This is a genomic window from Streptomyces sp. NPDC048361 (genome assembly GCF_040651795.1).
Lineage (GTDB): Bacteria > Actinomycetota > Actinomycetes > Streptomycetales > Streptomycetaceae > Streptomyces.
Window position 1 is genome coordinate 134,015 of sequence record NZ_JBEZKW010000001.1, and the last position, 23,992, is coordinate 158,006.

The following is a 23,992-nucleotide window of genomic DNA, read 5'->3' on the forward strand; positions in this document are numbered from 1 at the left end:
TCGCGGGCCGGGCGCGACACCTCGCGAGCCTTACGCCCTACCTCGCGGGCCGGGCCGCGACACCGGGCGCCCGGGCCCGCGATACGGGGCGGCCCGGTCCGCGATACGGGGTGGGCCGGTCCGCGATACGGGGTGGGCCGGGCGCCGCACCTCGCGCGCCGGGCGCCGCACCGCGCGGGCGGACCCGCCATACCAGCAACCACCCACCCCAACTCGCCCCCACCGCAAGGCAATACCACTTTCGGGTTGAGATCGTTGTTCACAGCGGCTTCACCGGCCGGCACAGGACCACGCTGGTGAAGTCGCTGCCCACACCCCCGAAGGAACCCCATGCACCATCCGCCCCTCGCCGGAGGCACCGCAGGGCCCGCAGCCCTGCGCCCCCTCCTCGACGTCGTACTCGACGCCCTCGAACAAGGGGCGAAAACCCGAGGCGGCCCGCTCCCCGCAGGCGGACCCCAAACCGTCACCGACCGCCTCCACCACGCCACCCACCCCCTCCTGCCCGCCCACGGCACCGGCGCCGAAGAAGCCCTCACCACCGTCGTACGCGCCCTCGCCGAAGGCACCGCCGACCCCGCCGAACCCCTCTGCGCCGCCCACCTCCACACCCCGCCACTCGCCCTCGCGGCCGCCGCCGACCTCGCCGCGTCCGCACTCAACCCCTCCCTCGACTCCTGGGACCAGGCCCCCGCCGCCTCCGCCCTCGAAGCCCTCCTCACCCGCACCATCGCCCAAGAGATCTGGCCCCACGGCGACGCCCTCATCACCACCGGCGGCACCGAGTCCAACCAACTCGCCCTCCTCCTCGCCCGCGAAGACCACGACCACGTGCACATCGTGTGCGGCGCCCACACCCACCACTCCATCCAGCGAGCCGCCTGGCTCCTCGGCCTGCCCCGGCCCATCGTCGTCCCCGCCCCCACCGGCACCACCGACCCCGCCGCCCTCGACACCGCCCTCACCACCCTCGACGGGACCGCGCTCGTCGTCGCCACGGCCGGCACCACCGACACCGGCGCCATCGACGACCTCCCCGCCATCGCCGCCCTCTGCGCCCGCCACCACGCCCGCCTCCACGTGGACGCCGCCTACGGCGGACCCCTCCTCTTCAGCGAACGCCACCGCCCCCAACTCGCCGGCCTCCACCACGCCGACACCGTCACCCTCGACCTGCACAAACTCGGCTGGCAACCCGTAGCCGCCGGCCTCCTCGCCGTCGCCGACCCCACCCACCTCGCACCCCTCGCCCACACCGCCGACTACCTCAACGCCGACGACGACACCCACCACGGCCTACCCGACCTCCTCGGCCGCTCCCTGCGCACCACCCGCCGCCCCGACGCCCTCAAAATCGCCGTCACCCTGCGCGCCCTCGGCCGCGACGGTCTCGCCCACCTCATCGACCGCGTCTGCGCCCACGCCACCCAACTCGCCCAACTCATCACCCAGCAACCCGAATTGGAGCTCTACCGCGCCCCCACCATCTCCACCGTCCTCTTCCGCCCCCGCCACGCCCCCGACGCCACCGTCGCCCACATCCGCCGCACCCTGCTCACCCACGGCACCGCCGTCCTCGGCCGCGCCCACGCGGAGGGCCGCCTCTGGCTCAAAGCCACCCTCCTCAACCCCCACCTCACCCACGACGACCTCACCACCCTCCTCACCACCACCCTCGAAGCCCTCGAAGCGACCTCTTTCGAAGCCACCGCAGCCGCCCCTATCGAAACCACCCCCACCCCACCCCCCACGGAAGGCGCCCCGCAATGACATCGCACCCCGAAGACCAACCCCACGACGTCGTCGGCATCGGCATCGGCCCCTTCAACCTCTCCCTCGCCGCCCTCGCCCACGGCGTACCCGGCGGACTCGACACCGTCTTCTACGAACAGCGCCCCGCCTTCCACTGGCACCCCGGCATCCTCATCGAAGGCACCACCCTCCAAGTCCCCTTCCTCGCCGACCTCGTCACCCTCGCCGACCCCACCAACCCCTGGACCTTCCTCAACTACCTCAAGCATCACGGACGGCTCTTCCCGTTCTACTTCGCCGAAAAGTTCCACATCCAGCGCACCGAATACGACGCCTACTGCCGCTGGGTCAGCGAAAACCTCACCAACCTCCACTTCTCCCACCAAGTCGACGCCGTCCGCTGGAACGCCGAACGCGCCCTCTTCGAAATCGACTACACCCACCTCGACCTCAACGGCGAAGCCCAAGCCCTCGGCCGCGCCCACACCCGCCACCTCGCCATCGGCATCGGCACCCAACCCCACGTACCCGAACCACTCAAACCCCTCGTCGACGCCCCCACCGTCCCCGTCCTGCACTCCTCCGACTACCTCGACCACCGCGCACGCCTGCTCACCGCCGACCACATCACCGTCATCGGCTCAGGCCAATCAGGCGCCGAAGTCTTCCTCGACCTCCTGCGCAACCGCCCCCAAGGCGCCGAGAAACTCACCTGGCTCACCCGCACCGAAGCCTTCGCGCCCATGGAGTACTCCAAGCTCGGCCTCGAACACTTCACCCCCGACTACACCCACTACTTCCACGCCCTGCCCGAAGCCGTACGCGACCAGCTCCTGCCCCGCCAATGGCAACTGCACAAGGGCATCGACGCCGACACCATGGCCGCCATCCACGACGAGCTCTACCGCCGCACCCAGCACGGCGGCTGGCCCGACATCACCATGACCCCCGGCGTGAGCGTACGGACCGCCGGCCGCGTCGCCACCACCAAAGTCGAGCTCCACCTCGAACACACCCAGCAAGGCGCCCGCTCCCGCCTCACCACCGACGCCGTCGTCCTCGCCACCGGCTACCGCGAACGCCCCCTCGGCCGCATCCTCGCCGGACTCGACCCCTACATGCGCTACGACGCCTCCGAACGGCCCCGCGTCGACGCCGAGTTCAAACTCGTACTCGACCCCTCCGTCACCGGACACGTCCACGTCCAGAACGCCGAACAGCACACCCACGGCGTCGGCGCCCCCGACCTCGGCCTCGCCGCCTGGCGCAGCGCCACCATCCTCAACTCCCTCACCGGCAAAGAGCCCTACCCGCAGCCGGCCCGTACCGCCTTCACCACCTTCGGGCTCGACAAAAAAAACCAGGCCCGCCCGGCACACCACCCGGGGGACCTGGTTCCACTCGTCGAACAGCCGTGACGTTTCGCCTACCGACGGCACAGAACCCGATCGCACTCACCGACAGCACAGAACACCGACGGCACAGAGCACCGACGGCACAGAACGCCGACCGCTCAGAACGCCGACCGTTCAGAACGCCGACCGCTCAGAACACCGGACGGCTCACACGGCCGACCGCTCAGAACACCGCGACACCGTTCTGCGTCAGCTTCCAGTCCACCGAAGCGAACTCCGCCTGATCGATGACACCCTTCGCCTTCACCCACGCGATCATCGTGTTACGGATCTCGTCGGAGTTCGCCCACAGCTGCTTGGCGGTGGCCACCCCGGGGAAGTTGCCGCCACCATTGGCCCGGTAATTGTTCACCGCGAGCACGAACTGCGCCGCATCGTCCAACGGCTTCCCGTCGAACATCACCTTCGACACCCGCGAACCCGCCGGCTTCGCGATGTCCACCTCGTACGACACACCACTGACCACGTCGTAGTTGTAGTCCGGCGTATTGTTCGCGTTCGTGATCTTCGCCGGGTCCACCGCACCCGTCGTCTGCACGTAATAGTTGGCCGAGAACTCGATGTACGCCCGTACCTGAGCGCCCGTCAGAAGCCGTGCCTCCAAGGTGTTCTCGTACACATAAAGACCCGCGACATCCTTGATCGTCACCTTGCCCGCAGGGATGACCGCCGACCGCGAGAAACACGCCGCCTGCGACAACACCGGCAGCGACGCATACGCCGTGGACGCCAGCGCCGCCTTCACCGTCTCCGCCTGAATGTGGTTGATCAGATCGATGATCGGCACATCCTTGAACGGAGCCTGATCCGACTTCATCTCCGCCGTGTTGGTGCCCACCACCTGATTCACATACGCCACGACCTTGTCGTGCTCCGCCTTCACCAGGCGCTTCACCACCGGGTCCTCGGCCACCGCGTTGGCGTTGCGCACATCCGCCGTCACCGACGCGACATGCCAGCGGCCCCGCGAGAACTCCAGCTCGAAGTCGAAGACACTCAGCCGCATCCCCCACATGTACGGCTCGGACAGCACCACCGACTTACCGGTCTCCTTGTTGACCACCGTCCGCGACGCCACCTCCTTGTGCGTGTGACCCACCAGAATCGCGTCGATCCCCGGCACCTGCTCCGCCACCAACGACGACGCGTTCTCCGGATACGGCAGCGCGTCCCCGTACGACGTACCCCCGTCAAGACCCGAGTGGTCCGTACAGATCACCACGTCACACCCGAGCGCCCGCAGCTTCGGCACATAGATCTTCGCCTGCTCCACCAGACCCGGGAACGTCATCTTGCCCTGCACGTTCGCCTTGTCCCAGATCGCGATCCCCGGGTTGGTCAGCCCCAGGATCCCCACCTTCACATCCGGCCCGTGCGGCACCTTCAACCGCCGCACCGTGTACGGAGGAAACGCCGGCTTCAACGTCTTCGCGTCCAGAGCGTTCGCACCCAGCAGCGGGAAGTCCAACTGGTCCTGGAAGGCGCGCAGCGTCGGAATGCCATAGTTGAACTCGTGGTTGCCGAGCGCCGCCGCGTCGTAGCGCATGTGGTTCATCGCCAACGCCATCGGGTGCTCGGGCCCGCGCTTGCCACCGGACCCCGTGATCGGCTCCACCCGCGCGTAGTAGTACGACAGCTGAGTGCCCTGGATGATGTCACCCGCGTCGATCAACAGCGTGTTGTGACGGCCCTTCTCCTTACGGACCTGATCCACCAGCGTCGAGATCTTCGCCAGACCCACATCGTTGTGCGCCGCGTCGTCGTACTCCGCGTCCGTGAAGTAGTCCCAGTTGAAGACATGGCCGTGCAGATCCGTCGTCCCCATCACCGAGAACGCGTACCGCTTCGGCTCACGCCCGTGACCATGACCCAGATCCTGGCCCTGCGGCGCGGCCTCGGCGGGCGACGCGACACCCCCGGCCACGGCCACACCGGCACCGGCGGCGGCCGTAGAGCCAAGGAACGTCCTGCGGTTCAGCGGCATGCTCTCTCCCTGAAGTCGTGTGACGCGCGTAGAAGTTGAGCGGACGGCGACGCGCGTAGACCCACGGATTCTGACGCACAACCCCCCCCCGCAACACCCACAGAAGGTTGCGATCTGATGACCGGCCCCTGACAGAACACCCCCCTGCCGGGCACCGCCCACCCCTGCCGGGTTACCCCGCGCGCCCCCTGCCGGGCATCGCCCGCCCATGCCCCGCCCAAGCCCCCCGTCCACACCCCCGCCAATGCCACAGTGGACCCATGACCGACACCCAGCCCTACGGAACCCCCGACCAACCCCGCCTCGCCGTCCACGGCGAAGCCCACCTCGAAGTCGACCCCGAACTCGCCGGCATCACCATCACCATCACCACCCGCGGCACCGACCGCCGCGCCACCCTCGACGACCTCACCCGCCGCAACACCCACGTCATCGACCTCATCAAGACCTACGGCACCGCCATCGACACACTCGAAACCGGCGCCTTCACCCTCACCCCCCAACTCACCCGCCACGGCCGCGGCGAACGCGTCCGCACCTACCACGGCAACGTCCGCATCACCACCCAACTCACCGACTTCACCGCACTCGGCGAACTCACCACCCGCCTCGCCGACCTCGAACTCACCCGCGTCGACGGCCCCTGGTGGTCCCTGCGCCACGACTCACCCGCATACAGCGACGTACGCCGCCGCGCCGTCCAACAAGCCGTCACACGCGCCCGCGAATACGCCGACGCCCTCGACACCACCCTCGCCGCCCTCGTCGAACTCTCCGACCCCGGCGCCGACAACCCCGCACCCGGCTACAGCGGCCCCTTCGGCGGCTCCCGGTCCTTCGCCGCACCCGCACCCGGTGGCGCCCCCGAACCCACCCCCGCCCTCGACCTCGAACCCCAACGCCAAACCCTCCACGCCCGCGTCAACGCCCGCTTCATCATGACCCCGCCCAGCCTCTGAAGCGCAGACGCAACCCCCGGCACGAACACACCCGGGGGCGCGCCGAACTGCTCATCGGAGCGCCCCCACGCACACTTCAATACTTGTCAACCACCCTTCACCCAAAGGTTGTTGAGCAGTAACCCACGACCGAATACCTACCCGACGGTAAGCCCCTAGGCTCACACCATGCGCCGAGCCAAAATCGTCTGCACCCTAGGGCCCGCCACCGACACATACGACCAGATCAAAGCCCTGGTCGAAGCCGGAATGGACGTAGCCCGCTTCAACCTCAGCCACGGCACCTACGCCGAACACGAAGAGCGCTACCACCACGTCCGCAAAGCCTCCGACGAAACCGGCCACAACGTCGGCATCCTCGCCGACCTTCAAGGCCCGAAGATCCGCCTCGGCCGCTTCACCGAAGGCCCCGTACTCCTTGAACGCGGCGACGAATTCACCATCACCGTCGAACCCGACACCCAAGGCGACCGCCACCTCTGCGGCACCACCTACCCCGGCCTCGCCACCGACGTCACCACCGGCGAACGCATCCTCGTCGACGACGGCAAAGTCACCCTCCAAGTCACCCGCGTCGACGGACCCCACGTCCACACCCTCGTCATCGAAGGAGGCATGGTCTCCGACCACAAAGGCCTCAACCTCCCCGGCGTCGCCGTCTCCGTCCCCGCCCTCTCCGACAAAGACCAAGAAGACCTCCGCTGGGCCCTGCGCACCGGCGCCGACATCATCGCCCTCTCCTTCGTCCGCACCGGCCGCGACATCGAAGACGTCCACCGCATCATGGACGAAGAAGGCCGACGCCTCCCCGTCATCGCCAAAATCGAAAAACCCCAAGCCGTCGACAACATCGACGACATCGTCGCCGCCTTCGACGGCATCATGGTCGCCCGCGGCGACCTCGGCGTCGAAATGCCCCTGGAACAAGTCCCCATCGTCCAAAAGCGCGCCATCAAACTGGCGAAACGCAACGCCAAGCCGGTCATCGTCGCCACCCAGATGCTCGACTCGATGATCGACAACGCCCGCCCCACCCGAGCCGAAGCCAGCGACGTCGCCAACGCCATCATCGACGGCACCGACGCCGTCATGCTCTCCGGCGAGACCAGCATCGGCAAACACCCCATCGAAACCGTCAAAACGATGGGCCGCATCGTCGAAGCGGCAGAAGAAGACGTCCTCGCCAAGGGCCTCCCACCCCTCACCGACCGCAACAAACCCCGCACCCAAGGTGGCGCCGTCGCCCGAGCCGCCGCCGAAATGGGCGACTTCCTCGGTGCCAAATTCCTCGTCGCCTTCACCCAATCCGGCGACACCGTCAAACGCCTGTCCCGCTACCGCTCCCCGATCCCTCTCCTCGCCTTCACCCCGGTCCCGGCCACCCGCTCCCAGCTCAACCTCACCTGGGGCGTGGAGACTTACCTTGGCCCGCACGTCGAATCCACCGACGAGATGGTCGCGCAGGTCGACGAGATGCTGCTCAAGTTCGGCCGCTGCCAGAAGGGCGACGTGGTCGTCATCACGGCGGGCTCCCCACCGGGAGTGGCCGGCTCGACGAACCTGGTCCGCGTCCACCACATCGGCGAGGACGACAGCCCCAAGTAACCCTGGGCCACGGCCCCTTGCGCCACCCCTTGCAGGGGGCCCCGCGTCAGTACTTTGGGCCTATGTGCTCGTCCATCAAGGTGACGGAGTTCCCCTTCGCGACGGATATGTTGTACGGCTTGCCTTGGCGAGTGCAGTGGCGCCACTCGATGCCCAGCCGGTCAAGGGTGTCCGTGTACAGCTGCCGGATGTCATCGGACACATTGGTGAACCAGTAGCGCGGGTACTCGTAGCGCTTCTTCTCTCCGCCGACGATGCGAGTGGTCCAGTTGTTGGCGCGACAGCCGTCGGAATGGATGAGACCGCGGACGAACTCCCAGGGGTGGGCGTCGACGATGGCCTGCTGCCAGGGTTCGAGTGCGATGCGGCGCTCGTGCTTCTTGCCGGGGCCGTGCTGAGGGAACATGCAAGTCCAGTGCTGTGAAAAGGACTTGACCTCCACGCATCCCTGCCGCTGTCTTCTGTTCGTGCGGGGCAACGGCATCACCGAACGCATCGCCTGTTCCGCGGCATCGATCAGACCGGTCTGGGCGGCGTTGCAGAAAATGGACAGGTGGTGCTGCTTGGGCTTGGAGATGATGTGCCCGTCACCCAGGTAGAGGCCCAGCAAATAGGCGTACGCCACGTGATTGAAGGTGCGGTCCGTGCAGCGCGGGCAATCAGTGGGCAGCTCATAGATCTCGCCCCTGCGTCGGCGGTCCTCGTGGCGCCACCAGCCGACCGTGCCGCGGGGCACATCGAGATGCTCGGCCACCGCTCTGTTGGTCATGCCTTGCCGCAGCAGCGTGAGAGCTTTCTGTCGCATGTCTGTGCCGTGAAGGTCCATACGAATAACCCTGGGTGGCCGACCGTTGCTCTGGGTAGCAAAAGGCGGAGGATCACCCGAAGGTGATCCTCCGCCTTGCAGAGTGCCCGGTGTGGGATTCGAACCCACATGCCGTTAGGCACGGTGGTTTGAGCACCGCGAGTCTGACCAGTTCCTCCAACCGGGCAAGCACTCGGGAGTCTACCGGGTCGAAGGAGCGGGTTGCAGCTAGGTAGGCTCTTGGCAGCAGTAGCTGCCCCGCACCGAGGAGCCCCCGTGACCGCCCCCGAGTCGCCCCAGCCCGTCGCAGACGACGACGCGTCGCACGTCCCCCCGCTGACGACCCGTGTCGTCATCGCTGAGGACGAGGCCCTCATCCGCCTCGATCTCAAGGAGATGCTCGAAGAAGAGGGCTACGCGGTCGTGGGTGAGGCCGGTGACGGGCAGCGGGCCGTCGAGCTCGCCCGTGAGCACCGGCCGGATCTGGTGATCCTGGATGTGAAGATGCCGGTCCTGGATGGGATCTCGGCGGCGGAGCTGATCGCGAAGGAGTCGATCGCTCCGGTGCTGATGCTGACGGCGTTCAGTCAGCGGGATCTGGTGGAGCGGGCGCGGGATGCCGGTGCGATGGCGTATCTGGTGAAGCCGTTCTCGAAGAGCGATGTGGTGCCGGCGATCGAGATGGCGGTGTCGCGGTTTACGGAGTTGAAGGCGCTGGAGCGGGAGGTCGCGGACCTGTCGCAGCGTTTGGAGACGCGGAAGTTGGTGGACCGGGCGAAGTCGGTGTTGCAGACGCAGTACGGGTTGTCGGAGCCGGCGGCGTTCCGGTGGATTCAGAAGACGTCGATGGATCGGCGGATGTCGATGCAGCAGGTGGCTGAGGCGGTTATTGAGGACGCCGAGGAGAAGAAGGCGGCGAAGGGGGAGTAGCCCCGCTGTCTTACGCGTACGTGAGTGGCCCGCACCCTGGCGAATCCGGGTGCGGGCCACTCTTGCATTTCCCGGGGCTCAGTCTTCGCCGAGGTAGGCCTTGCGCACTGATTCGTCGTGGAGGAGGTCCTGTCCGGTTCCGGAGAGGACTATTTTGCCGATTTCCATGACGTGTCCTTGGTCGGCGAGGGAGAGCGCGGCTTGGGCGTTCTGTTCGACGAGGAGGATGGTGGTGCCTTGGGCTTTGAGTTCGGTGATGGTGGCCATGATTTTCTGCATCATGATGGGGGAGAGGCCCATGGAGGGTTCGTCCAGCATGAGGAGTTTGGGCTGGGACATGAGGGCGCGGCCCATGGCGAGCATTTGTTGTTCGCCGCCGGAGAGGGTGCCTGCGGCTTGCTTTCGGCGTTCTCCGAGGATGGGGAAGAGGTCGTAGGCGCGCTGAATGTCTTTTTCGATGCCGGCTTTGTCGTCGCGGAGGTAGGCGCCGAGGCGGAGGTTGTCTTCAATGGTCATGCGGGGGAAGATGTGGCGGCCTTCGGGGGAGTGGGCCATGCCGAGGGCGACGATTTTGTGTGCGGGGACGTTTTTGAGGGGTTTGCCGTCGAATTTGATCTGTCCGGCGAGGGGTTCCAGGAGTCCTGAGAGTGTGCGCAGGGTGGTGGTTTTTCCGGCGCCGTTGGTGCCGATGAGGGTGACGACTTGGCCTGCTTCGACGCTGAAGGAGATGCCTTTGACGGCTTCGATTTTGCCGTAGGCGACCCGGAGGTCCTCGACTTCGAGGAGTGCGGTCACGGGGTGTCTCCTTCGGTGCGGGTGGTGCTCTGCGCCGTTTCGGCTGCTTCTACTTCGGCGATTTCCTCGTCTCCGGGTGCGCCTTCGAAGGGGGTGCCGAGGTAGGCGGCGATGACGCGTTCGTCGGCCTGGACGGTTTCGGGGGTGCCTTCGAGGAGTTTCTGTCCTTGGACGAGGACGGAGACGCGGTCGCAGAGGTTCATGATGAACCGCATGTCGTGTTCGATGACGAGGACGGCGATGCCTTGGTCGCGGATGGCGAAGATGAGTTCTTCGGCGGCGCGGGTTTCTTGGGGGTTCATGCCGGCGGTGGGCTCGTCGAGGAGGAGGAGTCCGGGTTCGCTGGCGAGTGCGCGGGCGATTTCGAGCTTGCGTTGTTCGCCGTAGGGGAGGTTGCGGGAGAGGTGGTCGGCTTTTGCGGCGAGTCCGGTGAACTCGAGGAGTTCCATGGCTCGTTCGCGGGATGCGTCTTCGGCTTTTTTGAATCCGGGGAGGCGTAGGAGTGCGGACCAGAGGCCTTCTTTGGTGCGGGTGTGGCGGCCGACGAGGACGTTTTCCAGGACGGTCATGTTGGGGAAGAGGCGGATGTTCTGGAAGGTGCGTGCGACGCCGGCTTGGGTGACGAGGTGGGGTTTGGGGGGGAGGGTGGTGCCTTTGTAGGTGACTTTTCCTTCGGTGGGGATGTACAGGCCGGTGAGGCAGTTGAAGAAGGTGGTTTTGCCTGCGCCGTTGGGTCCGATGAGGCCGACGATTTCGCCGCTGCTGACGGTGAGGTCGACGTTTTGTACGGCGGTGAGTCCGCCGAAGCGCATGGTGACGCCGCTGGCGTGGAGGACGGTGTCGGTGGTGGTGGTCATGGTGGTCACGCCCCCGCCTTGGTGACGCCGACGGGTGTGTCGGTGAGGGTGGTGTCTGGTGTGTCGAGTTGGCCGGTCTCGTGGAATTCGAGCTTTTTCCTGCGGTCGGCGACGATGCCTTCGGGGCGCAGGCGCATGAGGACGATGAGGGCGACTCCGAAGAGGAGGAGCTGGTAGTCCTGCATGAATTGGAGTTTGGCCGGGATGAGGTAGAGCAGGGCGGCGCCGATGAGGGGTCCGCTCATGGTTCCCATGCCGCCGAGGATGACGGCGGCGAGGAGGAAGGCGGAGTTGGGGGGTACGGAGCCGGCGAATTGGTACTGCTCGGGGGTGACGGTGCTGGTGAGGTGGCCTTGTACGGTGCCGGCGAGTCCGGCAAGGGTGGCGCCGAGTGCGAAGGCGATGAGTTTGACGCGGAAGCCGTTGATGCCCATGGCGGTGGCGGCGGTTTCGTCTTCGCGGATGGCGACCCAGGCGCGGCCGATGCGGGAGTCGGCGCTGCGTCGGAAGACGGTGACGACGATGAGGGTGATGACGAGCATCAGGAGGTAGTAGTTGCCGGGTTTGCCGAGGGTGAAGCCGGCGATGTCGTGGCTGATGCCGAGGTCGTATCCGAAGATCGTGATGTCGGGGATGGCGGGGATGCCGCGGGAGCCGTTGGTGACGTTGGGTCCGCTGTTCCCGTTGAGGTTGTTCATGGTGATGCGGAAGATTTCGCCGAAGCCGAGGGTGACGATGGCGAGGTAGTCGCCGCGTAGGCGCAGGGTGGGGGCGCCGATGAGGACGCCGAAGATGAGGGATGCGCCGGCGCCGACGAGGATGGCGGCCCAGAAGGGGAAGTGGACGCCGAGGCTTGAGGTGCTTGCGCCGGAGACGAGGGCTGCGGCGTAGGCGCCGACGCCGAGGAAGGCGACGTAGCCGAGGTCGAGGAGGCCGGCGAGGCCGACGACGACGTTGAGGCCGAGGGCGACGGTGGCGAAGATGAGGATGTTGGCGCCGATGAGGGCGTATTCGTCGCTGGATTGTGTGAAGGGGAAGCAGATCGCGGCGACGAAGGCGGCGCTGAGGGTGATGGTGCGGTGGTGTGCGGTGAGTTGGGAGAGGCGGGTGAGGAGGCCTGCTTGGGTGATGGCGGCGAACGTGAATACGGCGGTGATGAGGAAGCCGATGAACAGTTCGGTGTAGGCGGTGTCGATGCCGTATGCGAAGACGTAGAGGCCGATGGCGAAGGCGGCGACGATGATGAGGATGCCGGCCCAGTCGGGGATGGTGCGGCTCTTGGGCAGGGGCCGGGTGTTGCGGCCGAGCCTGAGTGCACGGTATGCCGCGTAGATGGCGATTCCTACGATGATGGCCAGGAACCAGTTCCACTTGGGAAGGCTGTCTTTGGTGCGTCGTTCGAGGGGCTGGCTGAGTGCTCCGATGAGGGTGAGCAGGCTGGCGGCTGCGGCGAGGTAGCCGCCGGGTTCGAGGTTGACGACGCCGCCGAGTTCGTCGGCGATGGCGATGAGGGTGTACCAGGTGGCGCCCAGTGTGCCGAGCGCGAGCAGTGCCGTCGGGTTGTTGCTTTGGGTGGGGTTGAGCCAGCGCAGCCCGGGGAGTTGGTAGCCGGTGAGGGCGTACAGCAGAGTGAGGGTTGCGCCGAGCAGGGTGAGGACTTGCAGGCCGCCGGGGTAGCCGGTGACGGTGAGGTCGCCGGGGAAGTCGCTGGTCCAGGTCCAGGCGAGGAACGTGGAGATGATGGTGAGCGCGGCGCCGGCGGTGGTGAGGGCGCGCGCGGTGGTCGCGGGGAGCGCGATGAGGGGGGTGGTTTCGCTGGTGTTGGTCATGGTGTTCACGCCCTGTCCGCGACGCGTTCGCCGAGCAGGCCTTGGGGTCGCACGAGGAGGACGACGATGAGGAGGACGAAGGCCCATACGTCCTTCCAGGCGCCGCCGCCGAAGAGTTCCATGCTGGGGATGTTGCCGACGTAGCCGACGGCGAGTGCTTCGGCGAGGCCGAGGACGATGCCGCCGAGCATGGCTCCGTAGATGTTGCCGATGCCGCCGAGTACGGCTGCGGTGAAGGCTTTGAGGCCCATGATGAAGCCCATGCGGAAGCCGACTTGGCCGTTGTGGAGGCCGTAGCCGACGGCGGCGACGGCGGCGAACGCGGCGCCGATGGCGAAGGCCATGACGATGATGCGGTCGGTGTTGATGCCCATGAGTTTGGCGGTGTCGGGGTCCTGGGCGGTGGCCTGCATGCCGCGGCCGGTGCGGGTCTTGTTGACGTAGATGCCGAGGGCGATCATGCAGACGGGGGCGGCGATGAGGATGAAGAGGTCGCCGCGTTGGATGTTGGCGCCGAGGACGTGGAAGGGGCTGCCGTCGAACTGGGGGAAGGAGCGGTCCTTCTTGGCGTCGGGGTACCACTTCCATACGGCCTGCTGGAGGGCGAGGGAGAGGCCGATCGCGGTGATGAGCGGGGCGAGGCGGGGTGCGTTGCGCAGGGGCCGGTAGGCGAAGCGCTCTGCTGCGGTGGCCACGAGCACGGAGACGATGACGCCGCCGATGATCATGAGCGGGATGGCGGCGAGGAGCGAGAAGCCTGAGGGGAGTGCGAGGAAGACGGTGAGAGCCCCGAAGCCCCCGACCATGAATATCTCGCCGTGGGCGAAGTTGATGAGCTGGACAATGCCGTAGACCATCGTGTAGCCGATCGCGATGAGTCCGTACATCGCGCCGAGGATGAGTCCATTGGCCAGCTGTTGCGGCAGTTCGTGCACCGCGGGGCCTCCGTGAATGTGAGCGGATATGGCACCGCGCGGGAGCGCTGGTGGCGCTCCCGCGCGGTCCTTGGGTTGCGGCGTGGCGGGATTCGCCGGGTTACGGCTTGTAGGCCTCGCTGAGCTCGGGCTTCCAGGCGCCGTCGGTGACCTTGTAGGCGGTCATCATGGTGTTGGTGGTGTCGCCGTATTCGTCGAAGGAGACGGGGCCGGTGACTCCGTCGAACTTGACCTTGCCGACGGCGTCGAGGACCTTGGCGCGCAGGTCGCTGTCGGGGAGCTTGCCGTTGTTGGCGGTGACGACGTCCTTGACGGCCTGGATGATGGCCCAGGTGGCGTCGTAGGTGCCGCCCCCGTAGGCCTCGTAGGCGTCCTTGTAGTTGGCGGCCTTGTAGTTCGCGATGAAGTTCTTCGCGGAGTCGAGCTGTTCGACGGGCTTGCCGACGGAGGTGGCGAGGTCGCCGGTGGCCTTCTTGTTGAGCTTGATGAAGTCGGCGCTGTAGATGCCGTCGCCGCCCATGAGCGGGATGTTGGTGCCGCTGTCCTTGAGCTGCTGGGACAGGGGGCCGGCGGCGGGGTATTCGCCGCCGTAGTAGAGGGCCTTGGCGCCGGTGGTCTTGACCTTGGCGACGATGGCGTTGAAGTCGCGGTCGTCGGGGTTGATGTGGTCGCTTCCGACGATCTTGCCGCCGAGCTTGGTGAAGGTGTCCTTGAAGGACGCGGCGAGGCCGGCGCCGTAGGTCTTCTGGTCGTCGATGAGGTAGACCGAGTTGATCTTGGCGTTGTTGAACAGGTACTTGGCGGCGAAGGCGCCCTGGACCTGGTCGGTGGTGGCGGTGCGGAAGAAGGTCTTGTAGGGGCGCTTCTTCGTGCCGGTCTTCCAGCCGTCGCCCTGGGTCAGCTCGGTGCCCGTGTTGGCGGGGGATATCTGGGTGAGGCCGGCGTCGTTGAGCGGTTTCTGCATGGACTGCGAGACGCTGGAGTTCAGGGGGCCGACGACGCCGACGACGGTTTTGTCGCCGATGAACTTGGTGGCGTTCTGCTGGCCGACGGAGGGCTGGGCCTGGTCGTCGAGCGGCTGGGTCTTGAACTCGACGCCGGGGACGAGGTTCTGCTTGTTGGCCGTCTGGGCGGCGAGGTCGGCGGAGTTCTTGATGCCGAGGCCGAGGGCGGACAGGTCACCCGTGAGGGGTGCGTCGACGCCTATGACGACGGTCTGCTTCTTGCCGCTGCTGTCGTCGCCGCCTTTGTCGCGCGAGCCGCAGGCGGTGAGGGTGAGTGCGCCTGTGGTGAGCACTGTGGTGAGGATGAGCAAGGAACGGTGTCGCACGATGGGTCCTTTCCCTGGCGCGGCCTCCTCGTGAGTGAGGTGCCGTGTCGTTCGCCGGGCCGTACTGGGTGGTAAGGGCCGTGCAGCAGTCGCACCCGGCGGCGCGGTGACTGGCCGTGACTCTAAGCGCAGCTGGGGAGGGTGGGGAGCGGCCGGGACAGGATGTGACTTTCTTGTTATGCCAAGGCCAAACCTTGATGGCACAGTGCGGACAATTTGTACATTTCAGGACTCTGGGATTTCTCGCATGATGAGAACGCCCAGTTCCGCTAAGGGGCTTGAGGGGATCATGGTGCTGACATGGCGCCGGGTGTCCGGAAGGCGGTCGCTGGCCGGGAAGGGGGCGTCCGGCGGCCGGAACGCGCTCTTTCCGCCCCGGCTCGCCGTTACACAGCGTTACGCCGATCCGGACGGGGTGGGCAGTTTCGTCTGGGCCCAAGGGTCCGTCGTGGGGGCGCCGTTGCGATAGCGCTCGGCGCAACCGCGCTGCGCACGCTCCTCGATGAGCCGGTCACCTGCGGCGCTGCCGTGCGCGGCGCGCTCCTGGCGTGCGGCGGCCAGCGTGGCCAGGAGGATCTCGTTCTGCCCGTCGGACAGCCCCTTCTCCTGATAGTCGAGGCCGGAGCCCTGGCCCTCGTCCAGCTCCTGCTGCGCCCAGTAGGTGATCAGATGGGTGCAGAGTTCAGCGGGTGAAGTGACGTGTGGGGAGGGGGAGTTGGACGGCGACGCGGCCTCGGGGGTGACGCCGCGCGGGGAGGGGGCGCCGGTGGTCGAGCAGCCCGCCAGGGCGAGGGATGCGGCGAGCGCCGCCACCAGGGTCAGCCCTGCTCGTGCCCGTGGCCGCGCTCGGCTCCTCATGACACGACGGTAGGACGCGGGCCGGGACGTGACAATGGCCGGTGAGCCATCAACTCACCGGCCACTAAACGGAGTTGGGGGATCCGGTGCGCGGATGCGACGCCTCGTCCCGGTCCGGTGAAGGGTCAGCCCTTGAGGCCCTCGGCGTCGCGCAGCAGGCACGTCAGCCGGGCCGAGCAGACTCGCTTGTCCTGTTCGTCGGTGATGACGATCTCGTACGTGGCCGTCGAGCGGCCGCGGTGCACGGGGGTGGCGACGCCGGTGACCAGGCCGCTCTTCACGCCGCGGTGGTGGGTGCAGTTCAGGTCCACCCCGACGGCGACCTTGGTGAGGCCGCCGTGCAGCATCGAGCCGACCGAGCCGAGCGTTTCGGCCAGGACGGCGGAGGCGCCGCCGTGCAGGAGTCCGTACGGCTGGGTGTTGCCCTCGACGGGCATGGTGCCCACGACGCGCTCCGCGGAGGCCTCGATGATCTGCACGCCCATGCGGGTGCCCAGATGGCCGGCGGAGAACATCGCATGCAGGTCGACGCCGAGGGCCGCGTACTCGTCGACGACTTCCTGCGGGAACTTCACGCTGCTCTGCTCGCCCATGGGCCACGGCTCCGTTCATCTGCGGTTACTGCGCTGTCCGCACCGTCATACCAGATGGCTGAGCAAACGCTTAGGGCGCAGCTCTCATTCCCCGGCCCGGCTCGCATTCCCTGGCCCGGTCCGGCTCGTATTCCCCGGCCCGGTCCAGCCCTCATTCCCCGGCTCGGCCTTCCTGCTCCGTACGCTCGAAGCGCACCACCACCGACTTGCTGGCCGGGGTGTTGCTGACGTCGGCCGTGGAGCCGAGGGGGACCAGGACGTTGGTCTCGGGGTAGTAGGCGGCGGCGCAGCCGCGGGCTGTGGGGTAGTGGACGACGCGGAAGCCCGGTGCGCGCCGCTCCACGCCGTCCTTCCACTCGCTGACCAGGTCCGTGTACGTCCCGTCGGCCAGGCCCAGTTCGGCCGCGTCGGCGGGGTTGACCAGGACGACGCGGCGGCCGCCCTTGATGCCGCGGTAGCGGTCGTCGAGGCCGTAGATGGTGGTGTTGTACTGGTCGTGCGAGCGCAGGGTCTGGAGCAGCAGCCGGCCTTCGGGGAGCTCGGGGAATTCGACGGGTGCGGCGGTGAAGTTGGCCTTGCCGGTGGCGGTGGGGAAGCGCCGCTCGTCGCGTGGGGCGTGCGGCAGCTGGAAGCCGCCGGGGTGGGCGACCTTGGTGTTGAAGTCCTCGAAGCCGGGCACGACGCGTGCGATGCGGTCGCGGATGGTGGCGTAGTCGTGCTCGAACTCCGCCCAGTCGATCACGGAGGTGGCGCCGAGGGTGGCGCGGGCCATGCGGGCCACGATGGCCGGCTCGGAGAGCAGATGGCGGCTTGCGGGGGTGAGGTTGCCGCGGGAGGCGTGGACCATGCCCATGGAGTCCTCGACGGTCACGAACTGCCGGCCGCTCTTCTGTACGTCCTTGTCGGTGCGGCCGAGGGTGGGCAGGATCAGGGCGCGCCGGCCGGTCACCGCGTGGGAGCGGTTGAGTTTGGTGGAGACGTGCACGGTGAGCGAGGCCTGGCGCATGGCGGCTTCGGTGACGTCGGTGTCGGGGGTGGCGCTCACGAAGTTGCCGCCCATGGCGAAGAACACCTTCGCCTTGCCGTCGCGCAGCGCTTCGATGGACCGTACGACGTCGTAGCCGTGGTGGCGGGGCGGGGCGAAGCCGAACTCTTTCTCCAGGGCGTCGAGGAGGGCCGGTGCGGGCCGTTCGAAGATGCCCATGGTGCGGTCGCCCTGCACGTTGGAGTGGCCGCGGACGGGGCAGACGCCGGCGCCGGTTCGGCCGATGTTGCCGCGCAGGAGGAGGAAGTTGACGACTTCGCGGATGGTCGGCACGGAGTGCTTGTGCTGGGTGAGGCCCATGGCCCAGCACACGATGGTGCGCTGGGAGGCGAGGACCATCGCGAGGGCCTGCTCGATCTCGGTGCGGGTGAGGCCGGTCGCGGCGAGGGTGCGCTCCCAGTCCGCTTCACGTGCGGTGGCCTTGAACTCCTCGAAGCCGTGGGTGTGTTCGCGTACGAACAGCTCGTCGACGGCGCCTTCGGTTTCCAGGATCAGTTTGTTGAGGAGGCGGAAGAGGGCCTGGTCGCCGCCGATGCGGATCTGGAGGAACAGGTCGGTGAGGGCGGCGCCCTTGATCATGCCCTGGGGGGTCTGCGGGTTCTTGAACTTCTCCAGGCCCGCCTCCGGCAGCGGGTTCACCGAGATGATCTTGGCTCCGGCGTTCTTCGCCTTTTCCAGGGCGGAGAGCATGCGGGGGTGGTTGGTGCCGGGGTTCTGGCCGGCGATCACGATGAGGTCGGCCTGGTGGAGGTCTTCGAGGGAGACGCTTCCCTTGCCGATGCCGATGGTCTCGGTGAGTGCGGAACCGGACGACTCGTGGCACATGTTGGAGCAGTCCGGCAGATTGTTGGTGCCGAACTCGCGGGCGAAGAGCTGGAGCAGGAACGCGGCTTCGTTGCTGGTGCGGCCCGAGGTGTAGAAGAGCGCCTCGTCGGGGGAGTCGAGCGCGGTGAGTTCCTCGGCGATGATCTCGAAGGCCCGCTCCCAGGTGATGGCCTGGTAGCGGTCGGCGCCTTCGGGCAGATACATGGGCTGGGTGATGCGGCCCTGCTGGCCGAGCCAGTACCCGCTGCGGGTGGCGAGGTCGGCGAGGGGGTGGGCGGCGAAGAAGTCGGGGGTGACGCGTCGTAGCGTCGCCTCTTCCGCGACGGCTTTCGCGCCGTTCTCGCAGAACTCGGCGGTGTGCCGTTTGTCGCCTTCGGGCCAGGCGCAGCCCGGGCAGTCGAAGCCGTCCTTCTGGTTGACCTTGAGGAGGGTCTGCGCGGTGCGGCGCACGCCCATCTGCTGCTGGGCCATGAGCAGGGTGTGACCGATGGCGGGGAGGCCGGCGGCGGCGTGCTTGGGCGCGGCGACCTGCGGCGCGTCCTGGACCGGATCACCTGCGGGCGGCTTGCTGGCCATGGCGCTGCTCCCCTTCGAGCGGACACGAGATGCGTACATCTTCGATCCTGTCACGCGCCACTGACAGTCGCGGGCCGGGACCTGGACTGGCCGGGATTGTCAGTGGGGCGTGGCAGGATCGTGGGCATGGCTGAGACAGCATCGAAGAAGTCCCCGGACAACCGACCGCGCCTGCTCCTCATGGACGGGCACTCCCTGGCGTACCGGGCGTTCTTCGCGCTGCCCGCGGAGAACTTCACAACCGCGACGGGCCAGCCGACCAATGCGGTCTACGGCTTCATGTCCATGCTCGCGAACACCCTGCGTGACGAGGCGCCCACGCACTTCGCGGTGGCGTTCGACGTGTCCCGTAAGACGTGGCGTTCGACGGAGTTTCCCGAGTACAAGGCGAATCGGTCGAAGACGCCGGACGAGTTCAAGGGCCAGGTCGAGCTGATCGGTGAGCTGCTCGACGCGATGCACGTCGACCGGTTCGCGACCGACGGGTTCGAGGCGGACGACATCATCGCGACGCTGGCCACGCAGGCCGAGGCGGCGGGTTTTGACGTGCTGATCGTCACGGGTGACCGTGACTCCTTCCAGCTGGTCTCCGACCATGTGACCGTTCTCTATCCGACCAAGGGTGTCTCGGAGCTGACGCGGTTCACGCCGGCGAAGGTCGAGGAGAAGTACGGCTTGACTCCGGCGCAGTATCCGGACTTCGCGGCGCTGCGCGGCGATCCGTCGGACAATCTGCCGGGCATCCCGGGTGTGGGGGAGAAGACCGCCGCGAAGTGGATCAACCAGTTCGGTTCGTTCGCGGAGCTCGTGGAGCGCGCCGAGGAGGTCAAGGGGAAGGCCGGGCAGAACTTCCGGGATCATCTCGACGCGGTGAAGCTCAACCGCCGCCTCACCGAGATGATCAAGGATGTGGAGCTGCCGAAGGGCCCGGCCGAGCTGGAGCGCGCCGCATACGACCGTGCCGCGGTGACCGGCGTCCTGGACGTCCTGGAGATCCGCAACCCGTCGCTGCGGGAGCGTCTGTTCGCCGTCGACCCGGGTGCGGGTGAGGAGCAGGCGCCTGAGCCGGCCGCCGGTGTCGACATCGAGGGCACGGTTCTGGGCGCGGGCCAGCTCGCTCCGTGGCTGGCCGAGCACGGTGGGCAGCCGCTGGGTGTGGCCACGGTCGACACCTGGGCGCTCGGCACCGGAAGCGTCACCGAGATCGCGCTGGCCGCGGCGGACGGGGCGGCCGGCTGGTTCGACCCGGCGCTGATCGACGAGGGTGACGAGCGGGCTTTCGCGGCCTGGATCGCCGACGCCGCCCAGCCCAAGATCATGCACAACGCCAAGGCGGCCATGCGGGTCTTCCCCGAGCATGGCTGGAGCATCGCCGGTGTCGCCATGGACACCGCGCTCGCCGCCTACCTCGTCAAGCCGGGCCGCCGTTCCTTCGCCCTGGACGCCCTGTCGATCGAGTACCTGGGCCGTGAACTGGCCCCGGCGGGCGCCGCCGACGGGCAGCTCGCGTTCGGCGCGGACGACGAGGCGGAGGCCGCCGCCCTGATGCGGCAGGCGCGGGCCGTCCTCGACCTGGGCGGCGCGTTCACCGAGCGCCTCAAGGAGGTCGGCGCCACCGACCTGCTGCACGACGTGGAACTGCCCACCTCGCTCCTACTGGCCCGTATGGAGCGGTACGGCATCGCCGCCGACCGCGCCCATCTGGAGGCGATGGAGCAGCAGTTCGCGGGTGCGGTCCAGCAGGCCGTCAAGGAGGCGCACGCCTCGGTGGGTCACGAGTTCAACCTGGGCTCGCCCAAGCAGCTCCAGGAAGTCCTCTTCGGCGAGCTGGCCCTGCCCAAGACGAAGAAGACCAAGACGGGTTACACCACGGACGCCGACGCGCTGGCCTGGCTCGCGGCGCAGACCGAGCACGAGCTGCCCGTCGTCATGCTGCGCCACCGCGAGCAGGCGAAGCTGCGGGTCACCGTCGAGGGCCTGGTCAAGACGGTCGCGGCGGACGGCCGCATCCACACCACGTTCAACCAGACCGTCGCCGCGACGGGCCGTCTGTCCTCCACCGACCCGAACCTGCAGAACATCCCCGTGCGCACCGACGAGGGCCGCGCGATCCGGCGGGGCTTCGTCGTGGGCGAGGGCTACGAGTCGCTGCTCACCGCGGACTACAGCCAGATCGAACTGCGCGTGATGGCCCACCTGTCCGAGGACGCGGGCCTCATCGAGGCGTTCACCTCCGGTGAGGACCTGCACACCACGGTCGCCTCGCAGGTCTTCGGCGTCGCCAAGTCCCAGGTCGACCCGGAGATGCGGCGCAAGATCAAGGCGATGTCGTACGGCCTGGCCTACGGTCTGTCGGCGTTCGGCCTGTCGCAGCAGCTGAACATCGAGGCCGGCGAGGCGCGCGGCCTGATGGACACGTTCTTCGAGCGTTTCGGCGGTGTACGGGAGTACCTGCAGCGCGCTGTCGAGGAGGCCCGGGCGACGGGCTACACGGAGACGATGCTGGGCCGGCGCCGCTACCTGCCGGACCTCAACAGCGACAACCGGCAGCGCCGTGAGATGGCCGAGCGGATGGCGCTCAACGCCCCGATCCAGGGCACCGCGGCGGACATCGTGAAGGTCGCGATGCTGAACGTGGACCGCGCCCTGACCGAAGCGGGCCTCACCTCCCGTCTGTTGCTCCAGGTCCACGACGAAATCGTGCTGGAGGTCGCGCCGGGCGAGCGCAAGCAGGTCGAGGCGCTGGTCCGCCGTGAGATGGCGGGGGCCGTGGAGCTGCGGGCGCCGCTGGACGTGTCGGTGGGATCGGGCAACGACTGGGAGTCCGCGGCGCACTGAGACGACGGACCCGGGGGCCGGCTTGACGAGGCCACGGCTGGTGGATGTGTTCCACCGGCCGTGGCCTTCGCGTTAGCCGTCCGTTAGCCGGGAGCCGTTGGATGGCCTGTGTCACCGGCTGCCATGTGCCGGTATGGCGCACGTGGCGAATCAGTGAAAAACGGTCGGCTCGCGGTGCCACGGCACCACTGGTTGCCGTAGTGTCACCTGAGTTCACGCGCCGGGGAGCGCGAACAGCCGAGTACCGGGGAGGGACTTGACGTATGGCACCGCACATGGGCCGACGACTGCGCAAGGGAGCGGGGACCACGGCGGTGGCCGCGCTGGCGGTGGCGGCGCTTTCCGCGTCGCAGGCGCCGGGGATCGTGCATGCGAGCAGCCCGACCGACCAGGCGGCCTCGGACGGCACGCCGACGCCCACGCCGAACGCCCCGGCCTCCGGCAACTCCCCGTACTACACCGACCTGCCGCCCCTCACGTCGCCGACGCCGCCGCCCGCCGCGACGAACCCGCCGGTGGGGCAGCTTCCCGCCGGTGACCAGCAGGGCATACCGGCGACGGTCCTCGACGCGTACCAGAAGGCGCAGGCGGCTCTCGCGCGGGACAGGCCCAACTGCCACCTCCCCTGGCAACTGCTCGGCGGCATCGGCAAGGTCGAGTCGGGCCATGCCAACGGCGGGCGCGTCAATGCCAACGGCACCACGCTGACCCCGATCCTCGGCCCGGTGCTCAACGGCGCCGGCTTCGCCAACATCACCGACACCGACCACGGCGCGTACGACGGTGACAGCGTGCACGACCGGGCGGTCGGGCCCATGCAGTTCATCCCGTCGACCTGGGCATCGTCCGGCCGTGACGGCAACGGCGACGGGGTCAAGGACCCGAACAACGTCTACGACGCGGCGCTCGCCGCCGGCTTCTACCTGTGCGGCAACGGCCGCGACCTCGCGGTCAAGGCCGATCTGGACAAGGCGATCCTGAGCTACAACCAGTCGCAGGAGTACCTGACGACGGTCACGACGTGGTTCGACTTCTACCGGCGCGGCACGCACGAGGTTCCCGACGGCGCGGGCTCGCTGCCCGGCCGCCGCAGCGACCAGAACGCGGGCGGGCAGACGGCGCCGACGACGAAGCCCACCACCCCGGCGTCCAAGCCGAGCGGGCAGCCGCCCTCCAAGCCCACGACGAAGCCGACCGCGCCCTCGACGCCGCCCACGCCTCCGGCCAAGCCCACGGTCCCGCCGGCCAAGCCCGGCGGCGATACGACGCCCACGCCGGTACCGAGGCCCAAGACGCTTGAGGCCACCGGCGCCAAGGAACTGACGGCGTTCGCAGGTGGCGGGTTCTCCGGCCGGCCGACGGTGCGAGTCACGTCCGACTCCGGCAAGGCGATGGCGCAGGTGAGCGTGAAGTTCGAGCTCGTCGGCGACACGGACACCCGCTTCGCCGGCGGCGCGACCACGGCAAGTGTGCCGACCGCGGCCGACGGCACGGTGGCGGCTCCCGAGCTGAAGGCCGGCGAGAAGACCGGCACGTTCACGGTGCGCGCCACGGTCCTCACGTCCCCTCTGCCCGCCGTCGAATGGAAGGCGACTGTTGTCGCCCGGCAGGCCGACGGGCTCAAGCGCGACGATGCGAAGGAGCTGACGGCGGCGCCCGGCGCCGAGTTCGCCAACGTCGTGTCGCTCAAGGCGACCTACAAGGGCGCCGTGGCCTCCGGTGTCGCGGCCACCGCCGCCATGATCGAGACCCCGGCCGCGGGCGCCGACCCGAAGGCCGCGCCCAAGGCCAACGACAAGGGCCCGTACTTCAAGGACACCAAGGGCAACCCGGTCCGCGAACTCAAGGACCTGAAGACCGACGCCAAGGGTGACCTGGTCCTGCCGAAGATGTACGCGGACGGCCAGAGCGGCACGTTCCTGCTGCGCGTCACCACCGCAGGCGGCGCCACGCTCACCGTCGAACTCAAGGTGGCCGCCGCCTCCTGACGGCCGTCCCGGTCCCCTCCTCCCCAGCAGCCCCTCTGCCGCCCCGCGGCAGAGGGGCTGTTCGACGTGTTCT

General features: G+C 68.0%; 17 protein-coding genes and 1 tRNA gene. 7 read left to right on the forward strand and 11 right to left on the reverse strand.

Annotation, left to right across the window (positions count from 1 at the left end):
* Positions 1-330 precede the first annotated feature (330 nt).
* Positions 331-1,770, forward strand: coding sequence for an aminotransferase class V-fold PLP-dependent enzyme (locus AB0D31_RS00630; RefSeq protein WP_362714959.1), 1,440 nt, complete (start codon positions 331-333; stop codon positions 1,768-1,770).
* Positions 1,767-3,170, forward strand: a complete 1,404-nt coding sequence (locus AB0D31_RS00635; RefSeq protein WP_362714961.1) for a SidA/IucD/PvdA family monooxygenase — start codon at positions 1,767-1,769, stop codon at positions 3,168-3,170. Before AB0D31_RS00630 ends, AB0D31_RS00635 begins: the two co-directional genes overlap by 4 nt.
* Positions 3,171-3,330: 160 nt before the next feature.
* On the opposite strand, the gene AB0D31_RS00640 is transcribed toward AB0D31_RS00635, so the two are convergent.
* Complete coding sequence (locus AB0D31_RS00640) at positions 3,331-5,151, reverse strand: 5'-nucleotidase C-terminal domain-containing protein (RefSeq protein ID WP_362714965.1); 1,821 nt, start codon at positions 5,149-5,151, stop codon at positions 3,331-3,333.
* A gap of 260 nt (positions 5,152-5,411) precedes the next feature.
* Between AB0D31_RS00640 and AB0D31_RS00645 the strand changes: the two genes are divergently transcribed.
* Both AB0D31_RS00645 and pyk read left to right on the forward strand, forming a co-directional pair.
* Complete coding sequence (locus tag AB0D31_RS00645) at positions 5,412-6,110, forward strand: SIMPL domain-containing protein (RefSeq protein WP_362714968.1); 699 nt, start codon at positions 5,412-5,414, stop codon at positions 6,108-6,110.
* A gap of 168 nt (positions 6,111-6,278) precedes the next feature.
* A complete protein-coding gene (gene pyk, locus AB0D31_RS00650; protein ID WP_362714971.1) occupies positions 6,279-7,715 on the forward strand; it encodes a pyruvate kinase in 1,437 nt (478 codons plus the stop codon).
* 46 nt (positions 7,716-7,761) lie between these two features.
* Here the strand turns inward: pyk and AB0D31_RS00655 are convergent, their stop codons facing one another.
* Together AB0D31_RS00655 and AB0D31_RS00660 are read right to left on the reverse strand one after the other, a co-directional pair.
* Entirely contained in the window at positions 7,762-8,541 is a 780-nt protein-coding gene (locus AB0D31_RS00655) for a helix-turn-helix domain-containing protein (RefSeq protein WP_362714974.1), read from the reverse strand.
* Positions 8,542-8,624: 83 nt separating this feature from the next.
* A tRNA-Leu gene (locus tag AB0D31_RS00660) sits at positions 8,625-8,707 on the reverse strand.
* An 89-nt stretch (positions 8,708-8,796) separates the two neighbouring features.
* Here AB0D31_RS00660 and AB0D31_RS00665 point away from each other — a divergent pair.
* The gene (locus AB0D31_RS00665; protein ID WP_362714977.1) at positions 8,797-9,450 is read left to right on the forward strand and encodes a response regulator; all 654 of its coding nucleotides are present in this window, start codon (positions 8,797-8,799) and stop codon (positions 9,448-9,450) included.
* A gap of 78 nt (positions 9,451-9,528) precedes the next feature.
* Here AB0D31_RS00665 and AB0D31_RS00670 read toward each other — a convergent pair whose 3' ends face one another.
* From AB0D31_RS00670 to AB0D31_RS00705, 8 genes are all read right to left on the reverse strand, one after another.
* Positions 9,529-10,245 (reverse strand): ABC transporter ATP-binding protein, encoded by a 717-nt coding sequence (locus tag AB0D31_RS00670; RefSeq protein WP_362714980.1) that lies wholly within the window; start codon positions 10,243-10,245, stop codon positions 9,529-9,531.
* Entirely contained in the window at positions 10,242-11,111 is an 870-nt protein-coding gene (locus AB0D31_RS00675; RefSeq protein ID WP_362714982.1) for an ABC transporter ATP-binding protein, read from the reverse strand. Before AB0D31_RS00675 ends, AB0D31_RS00670 begins: the two co-directional genes overlap by 4 nt.
* Complete coding sequence (locus AB0D31_RS00680; protein WP_362714985.1) at positions 11,108-12,931, reverse strand: branched-chain amino acid ABC transporter permease; 1,824 nt, start codon at positions 12,929-12,931, stop codon at positions 11,108-11,110. The genes AB0D31_RS00675 and AB0D31_RS00680 overlap by 4 nt, the downstream gene beginning before the upstream one ends.
* A gap of 5 nt (positions 12,932-12,936) precedes the next feature.
* Positions 12,937-13,866 carry a branched-chain amino acid ABC transporter permease gene (locus AB0D31_RS00685; protein ID WP_362714987.1) on the reverse strand — a complete coding sequence of 310 codons (930 nt, stop codon included), beginning with the start codon at positions 13,864-13,866 and terminating at the stop codon, positions 12,937-12,939.
* A gap of 100 nt (positions 13,867-13,966) precedes the next feature.
* A complete protein-coding gene (locus tag AB0D31_RS00690) occupies positions 13,967-15,181 on the reverse strand; it encodes a branched-chain amino acid ABC transporter substrate-binding protein (protein ID WP_362715242.1) in 1,215 nt (404 codons plus the stop codon).
* Positions 15,182-15,592: 411 nt separating this feature from the next.
* A complete protein-coding gene (locus AB0D31_RS00695) occupies positions 15,593-16,054 on the reverse strand; it encodes a hypothetical protein (protein WP_362714990.1) in 462 nt (153 codons plus the stop codon).
* 125 nt (positions 16,055-16,179) lie between these two features.
* Positions 16,180-16,647 carry a hotdog fold thioesterase gene (locus AB0D31_RS00700; RefSeq protein ID WP_362714993.1) on the reverse strand — a complete coding sequence of 156 codons (468 nt, stop codon included), beginning with the start codon at positions 16,645-16,647 and terminating at the stop codon, positions 16,180-16,182.
* Positions 16,648-16,798: 151 nt separating this feature from the next.
* The gene (locus AB0D31_RS00705) at positions 16,799-19,093 is read right to left on the reverse strand and encodes an FdhF/YdeP family oxidoreductase (RefSeq protein ID WP_362714995.1); all 2,295 of its coding nucleotides are present in this window, start codon (positions 19,091-19,093) and stop codon (positions 16,799-16,801) included.
* 126 nt (positions 19,094-19,219) lie between these two features.
* Between AB0D31_RS00705 and polA the strand changes: the two genes are divergently transcribed.
* Together polA and AB0D31_RS00715 are read left to right on the forward strand one after the other, a co-directional pair.
* Positions 19,220-21,931: a DNA polymerase I gene (polA, locus tag AB0D31_RS00710; protein WP_362714998.1), complete on the forward strand. Its 2,712-nt coding sequence runs from the start codon at positions 19,220-19,222 to the stop codon at positions 21,929-21,931.
* 263 nt (positions 21,932-22,194) lie between these two features.
* Positions 22,195-23,919, forward strand: coding sequence for a lytic transglycosylase domain-containing protein (locus tag AB0D31_RS00715; protein WP_362715001.1), 1,725 nt, complete (start codon positions 22,195-22,197; stop codon positions 23,917-23,919).
* The last annotated feature ends 73 nt before the right edge of the window (positions 23,920-23,992 follow it).

Coding starts and splice junctions, on each gene's coding strand:
- polA (WP_362714998.1), top strand. CDS start 19,220: ATGGCTGAGACAGCATCGAAGAAGTCCCCGGACAACCGACCGCGCCTG.
- pyk (WP_362714971.1), top strand. CDS start 6,279: ATGCGCCGAGCCAAAATCGTCTGCACCCTAGGGCCCGCCACCGACACA.
- AB0D31_RS00700 (WP_362714993.1), bottom strand. CDS start 16,647: ATGGGCGAGCAGAGCAGCGTGAAGTTCCCGCAGGAAGTCGTCGACGAG.
- AB0D31_RS00630 (WP_362714959.1), top strand. CDS start 331: ATGCACCATCCGCCCCTCGCCGGAGGCACCGCAGGGCCCGCAGCCCTG.
- AB0D31_RS00715 (WP_362715001.1), top strand. CDS start 22,195: ATGGCACCGCACATGGGCCGACGACTGCGCAAGGGAGCGGGGACCACG.
- AB0D31_RS00655 (WP_362714974.1), bottom strand. CDS start 8,541: ATGGACCTTCACGGCACAGACATGCGACAGAAAGCTCTCACGCTGCTG.
- AB0D31_RS00695 (WP_362714990.1), bottom strand. CDS start 16,054: ATGAGGAGCCGAGCGCGGCCACGGGCACGAGCAGGGCTGACCCTGGTG.
- AB0D31_RS00705 (WP_362714995.1), bottom strand. CDS start 19,093: ATGGCCAGCAAGCCGCCCGCAGGTGATCCGGTCCAGGACGCGCCGCAG.
- AB0D31_RS00680 (WP_362714985.1), bottom strand. CDS start 12,931: ATGACCAACACCAGCGAAACCACCCCCCTCATCGCGCTCCCCGCGACC.
- AB0D31_RS00640 (WP_362714965.1), bottom strand. CDS start 5,151: ATGCCGCTGAACCGCAGGACGTTCCTTGGCTCTACGGCCGCCGCCGGT.
- AB0D31_RS00645 (WP_362714968.1), top strand. CDS start 5,412: ATGACCGACACCCAGCCCTACGGAACCCCCGACCAACCCCGCCTCGCC.
- AB0D31_RS00635 (WP_362714961.1), top strand. CDS start 1,767: ATGACATCGCACCCCGAAGACCAACCCCACGACGTCGTCGGCATCGGC.